This window comes from Ilyobacter sp., assembly GCF_041583315.1.
Lineage (GTDB): Bacteria > Fusobacteriota > Fusobacteriia > Fusobacteriales > Fusobacteriaceae > Ilyobacter.
The window spans coordinates 1-4,548 of the sequence record NZ_JBFHGC010000212.1 but is presented as its reverse complement, the minus strand read 5'-3'; the positions used below and the strand labels follow the sequence as shown (position 1 = coordinate 4,548).

The 4,548-nt window shown below is 37.8% G+C and carries 5 protein-coding genes; all 5 read left to right on the top strand.

The window, feature by feature from the left end:
• The first annotated feature begins 33 nt into the window (after window positions 1–33).
• Complete coding sequence (locus ABZA26_RS08420) at window positions 34–1,110, top strand: ABC-F family ATP-binding cassette domain-containing protein (RefSeq protein ID WP_372714079.1); 1,077 nt, start codon at window positions 34–36, stop codon at window positions 1,108–1,110.
• A gap of 216 nt (window positions 1,111–1,326) precedes the next feature.
• Window positions 1,327–1,695, top strand: coding sequence for a 30S ribosomal protein S12 (gene rpsL / locus ABZA26_RS08415; protein WP_320047335.1), 369 nt, complete (start codon window positions 1,327–1,329; stop codon window positions 1,693–1,695).
• Between the two features lie 22 nt (window positions 1,696–1,717).
• On the top strand, window positions 1,718–2,188 hold the full coding sequence (gene rpsG / locus ABZA26_RS08410; RefSeq protein WP_372714077.1) for a 30S ribosomal protein S7: 471 nt from the start codon (window positions 1,718–1,720) through the stop codon (window positions 2,186–2,188).
• 43 nt (window positions 2,189–2,231) lie between these two features.
• Window positions 2,232–4,313 (top strand): elongation factor G, encoded by a 2,082-nt coding sequence (gene fusA, locus ABZA26_RS08405; protein WP_372714076.1) that lies wholly within the window; start codon window positions 2,232–2,234, stop codon window positions 4,311–4,313.
• 106 nt (window positions 4,314–4,419) lie between these two features.
• Window positions 4,420–4,548, top strand: a 129-nt coding sequence (locus tag ABZA26_RS08400; protein WP_372714078.1) for a GTP-binding protein, incomplete at its 3' end; no start/stop codon positions are given.

The window sequence follows — 4,548 nt, the reverse complement described above, 5'->3', positions numbered from 1 at the left end:
GCAATAAAATCCTATGAAAAAGAGTAGGATAAGATAAAAAAAACTGAGGAGTTTATAAGGCGTTACAAGGCCGGAGTCAAGTCAAAGCAGGCCAGAGGCCGAGAGAAGATTCTGGACAGAATGGAAAAAATGGACGATCCTGTTGTCAGCATAAGAAAGATGAAGCTGAAATTTCAAGTAGAGAATGTGAGTACAGACAGAGTGGTGAAGATAGAAAATCTCTCCAAGAGCTTTGATGGACAGGAGATCTTCAGAGATGTAAACATGGAAGTGTATAGGGGAGACAGGATAGGCCTTATCGGAAAAAACGGTGTGGGGAAATCAACTATACTCAGAATATTAAATAATTTAGAAAGCAAAGATGATGGGAAAATCCTTTGGGGAGAAAGAATAAAAATAGGTTATTATGATCAAAAACATGAAGGCCTAAATGAAGATGCCACTGTTATAGAGGAACTTCTGAATAATTATCCCCTCAGTGAAGAACAGGCCAGATCAATATGCGGAGGGTTTCTCTTTTCAGAGGACGACGCCTTCAAAAAAATAGGAAATCTGAGTGGTGGAGAAAAAGCGAGAGTGGCCCTCATGAGACTTATTATGGACAAGCCAAATTTTCTGATTTTAGACGAACCGACAAACCATCTGGACATATATTCTAGGGAGATACTGGAGTATGCCCTTGAAGATTATGATGGGACTCTTGTGGTGGTATCTCATGACAGACACTTTTTGGAAAGTGTGGTCAATAAAATATATGAAATCACAAAAGACGGGAGTACTCTTTTCAAAGGAGACTACGAAGCTTATAAGAGTAATTTTCAAGTGAATGAAAAAGATACCCAGGGGAATATAGATTATGAGGAACAAAAAAAAATAAAAAACAGAATAGGCTCTTTGGAGAGGAAGGGTCAAAAGCTTGAAGAGAGTATAGAGGCTCTAGAGGCGGAAAAAAGTATTTTGGAAGAAAGCTACAATGAAGCTGGGAAAGTCAATAATCTTGAAATACTAGTTAGTATTCAAAAAGAGTTAGACCTCATTGAAGAAAATATAATGAAGGCTATGGAAGATTGGGAATTGGTACAGGAAGAACTATCTGAAATTTCAGAGTAAAAATTAAAACAAAAAATATAGTTGTAAAATAAAAAATATGTTATAATAATTTTTGGACAACAAATGAGTATCTGGGAAATTATTTTTTGAAGATTATCTATAATTTTTCTCTTAAAGCACTGAGTGTTTTTTTGAGTGTTGACTTTTTGAAACAAAGTCAGTATAATGTTCAAGTTATAATTAAATTTTTAATTTAAAATTCGGAAGGAGGGTAAAATGCCTACTTTAAATCAATTAGTAAAAAGAGGAAGAGCGACTTTAGAAGAAGCTAAAAAGTCACCGGCACTACAAGGTAACCCACAAAGAAGAGGAGTTTGTATAAGAGTATACACAAGTACTCCAAAGAAGCCAAACTCGGCACTTAGAAAGGTTGCAAGAGTAAAGCTTACAAACGGAATCGAAGTTACTACGTACATTCCAGGTGAAGGACATAACTTACAGGAACACTCGATTGTACTTGTAAGAGGTGGAAGAACAAAAGATTTACCAGGGGTAAGATATAAAGTTATCAGAGGAGCTTTAGATACTGCTGGTGTTGCAAACAGAAAAAAATCAAGATCAAAATATGGAGCTAAAAAAGCTTAATTTTCGGGAGGTGAAATAAGATATGTCAAGAAGAAGAGCAGCAGTAAAGAGAGATGTATTACCTGATTCGAGGTATGGAGATAAAGTTGTAACTAAATTTATCAACTCAATAATGTTAGATGGAAAGAAATCTCTTGCAGAGGCTATTTTTTACGGAGCGATGGACCTAATCAAAGAAAAAACTGGTCAAGAAGGATACGAAGTATTCAAATCGGCTATAGAGAATATCAAGCCACAAGTAGAGGTAAGATCTAGAAGAATAGGTGGAGCTACGTATCAAGTACCAGTAGAAGTAAGAATAGAGAGACAACAAACTCTAGCTCTTAGATGGTTAACGGCTTACACAAGACAGAGAAAAGAATATGGTATGACAGAAAAGCTTGCAGCTGAATTAATCGCAGCAGGAAATAACGAAGGTGCAACTGTTAAGAAAAAAGAAGATACTTATAAAATGGCAGAAGCAAACAGAGCTTTCGCACACTATAAGTGGTAATATCTTAATTTAAGATTATATCTTTCAAGGAGGGCAAGACCACATGGCTAGAAAAGTTTCTTTGGACAAAACAAGAAACATCGGTATCATGGCCCACATCGACGCAGGTAAAACTACAACCACAGAAAGGATCCTTCTTTACACAGGGATTACTCACAGAATTGGTGAAGTACACGACGGTGCGGCTACAATGGACTGGATGGAGCAAGAGCAAGAAAGAGGAATAACTATCACTTCAGCAGCGACAACTTGTTTCTGGAGAGAACATAGGATAAATATAATAGACACACCAGGGCACGTGGACTTTACTGTTGAGGTTGAAAGATCTCTAAGAGTACTAGACGGTTCTGTGGCTGTTTTCTCGGCTGTTGACGGAGTACAACCTCAATCAGAAACAGTTTGGAGACAAGCAGACAAATACGGAGTACCTAGAATGGCTTTCTTCAATAAAATGGATAGAGTCGGGGCAGACTTTGATATGTGTGTAAAAGATATCAGAGAAAAGTTAGGATCAAATCCAGTACCTATTCAGCTTCCTATCGGAGCAGAAGATCAGTTTGAAGGTATAGTTGACCTTATTCAGATGAAAGAGATCGTTTGGCCTCTAAACACTGAAACAGGACAGGATTTTACAGTAGAAGATATAAGAGCTGAACTTCTTGAGAAAGCTGAAGAAGCTAGAACTTTCATGCTTGAGTCTATAGTTGAAACTGACGACGCTCTTATGGAGAAATTCTTCGGTGGAGAAGAAATCAGTCAAGAAGAACTTGTAGCCGGACTTAGAAAGGCTACTATAGCGAACTTGATTGTTCCTGTAACTTGCGGAACAGCATTTAAAAACAAAGGGGTTCAAACACTTCTAGATGCAGTGGTTGACCTTATGCCGTCTCCAGTAGATATTGGAGCTATAAAAGGAACAGATGTAAAAGATCCTGAGAAGGAAATGAAAAGAATGCCAGGAGACGATCAACCGTTTTCAGCCCTTGCTTTCAAAATCATGACTGACCCATTTGTTGGAAAACTAGCTTTCTTCAGAGTTTACTCTGGAATTATAGAGAAGGGAACTTCTGTTCTTAACTCTACAAAAGGTAAAAAAGAAAGAGTAGGAAGAATACTACAGATGCATGCTAACAACAGAGAAGAACTTAGTATAGTTTACTGTGGAGATATCGCAGCAGCGGTAGGTCTAAAAGAAACTACTACTGGAGACACTCTTTGTGACATGGATCAACCAATTGTTCTAGAGAAAATGGTCTTCCCTGAGCCTGTAATCGCAGTAGCGGTTGAGCCTAAGACAAAAGCTGACCAAGAGAAAATGGGTATTGCTCTTTCTAAGTTAGCAGAAGAGGATCCTACATTTAGAGTAAAAACTGACGAAGAAACTGGTCAAACTATCATATCAGGAATGGGTGAACTTCACCTTGAAATACTTGTAGATAGAATGAAAAGAGAATTCAATGTTGAGTCTAACGTAGGAAAACCACAAGTTGCATACAGAGAAACTATCACAACTAAAGTTGAGCATGATGTTAAATATGCTAAGCAATCAGGTGGTAGAGGTCAGTATGGACACGTTAAGATAAGAGTGGAACCAAATCCAGGAAAAGGATTTGAATTCATCAATAAAGTTACAGGTGGAGCTATACCTAGAGAGTATATACCTGCAGTTGAAAAAGGATGTAGAGAAGCTCTTGAAAGTGGAGTTGTAGCTGGATATCCTATGGAAGATGTAAAGGTAGAGCTTTATGATGGATCATACCATGAGGTCGATTCATCAGAGATGGCATTTAAAATTGCCGGATCTATGGCTGTTAAACAGGCAGCAGTAAAATGTAGTCCTGTAATTCTTGAGCCTGTTTTCAAAGTAGAAGTTACTACTCCAGAAGAGTATATGGGAGACCTTATAGGAGACCTTAACTCTAGAAGAGGAATGGTATCAGGAATGACTGACAGAAATGGAGCTAAAATCATTGATGCGAAAGTACCGCTTTCAGAAATGTTTGGTTACGCAACTGATCTTAGATCTAAATCTCAAGGTAGAGCTACTTATGCGATGGAGTTCTCTGAGTATGCTCAGGTACCTGCTAGCATCCAAAAAGGTATCCAAGAGGCAAGAGGGAAGTAATTCTCTTAAGTTTGAAGGATCAACTATTCAGGAGGTGCTCATGTGAAGTGGGCACCGATTAATAAATATATAATAATTATTATTTTAATTTTTTAGGAGGATTGAAATGGCTAAGGAAAAATTTTCAAGAACGAAACCCCATGTAAACGTAGGAACAATAGGACACGTTGACCATGGAAAAACGACAACAACTGCAGCGATCTCAAAAGTACTTGCTGACAAAGGACTTGCTAAG

What these genes read in the sequence shown, in the direction of transcription:
- rpsL (WP_320047335.1), top strand. Translation starts at nt 1,327, where the DNA reads ATGCCTACTTTAAATCAATTAGTAAAAAGAGGAAGAGCGACTTTAGAA.
- rpsG (WP_372714077.1), top strand. Translation starts at nt 1,718, where the DNA reads ATGTCAAGAAGAAGAGCAGCAGTAAAGAGAGATGTATTACCTGATTCG.
- fusA (WP_372714076.1), top strand. Translation starts at nt 2,232, where the DNA reads ATGGCTAGAAAAGTTTCTTTGGACAAAACAAGAAACATCGGTATCATG.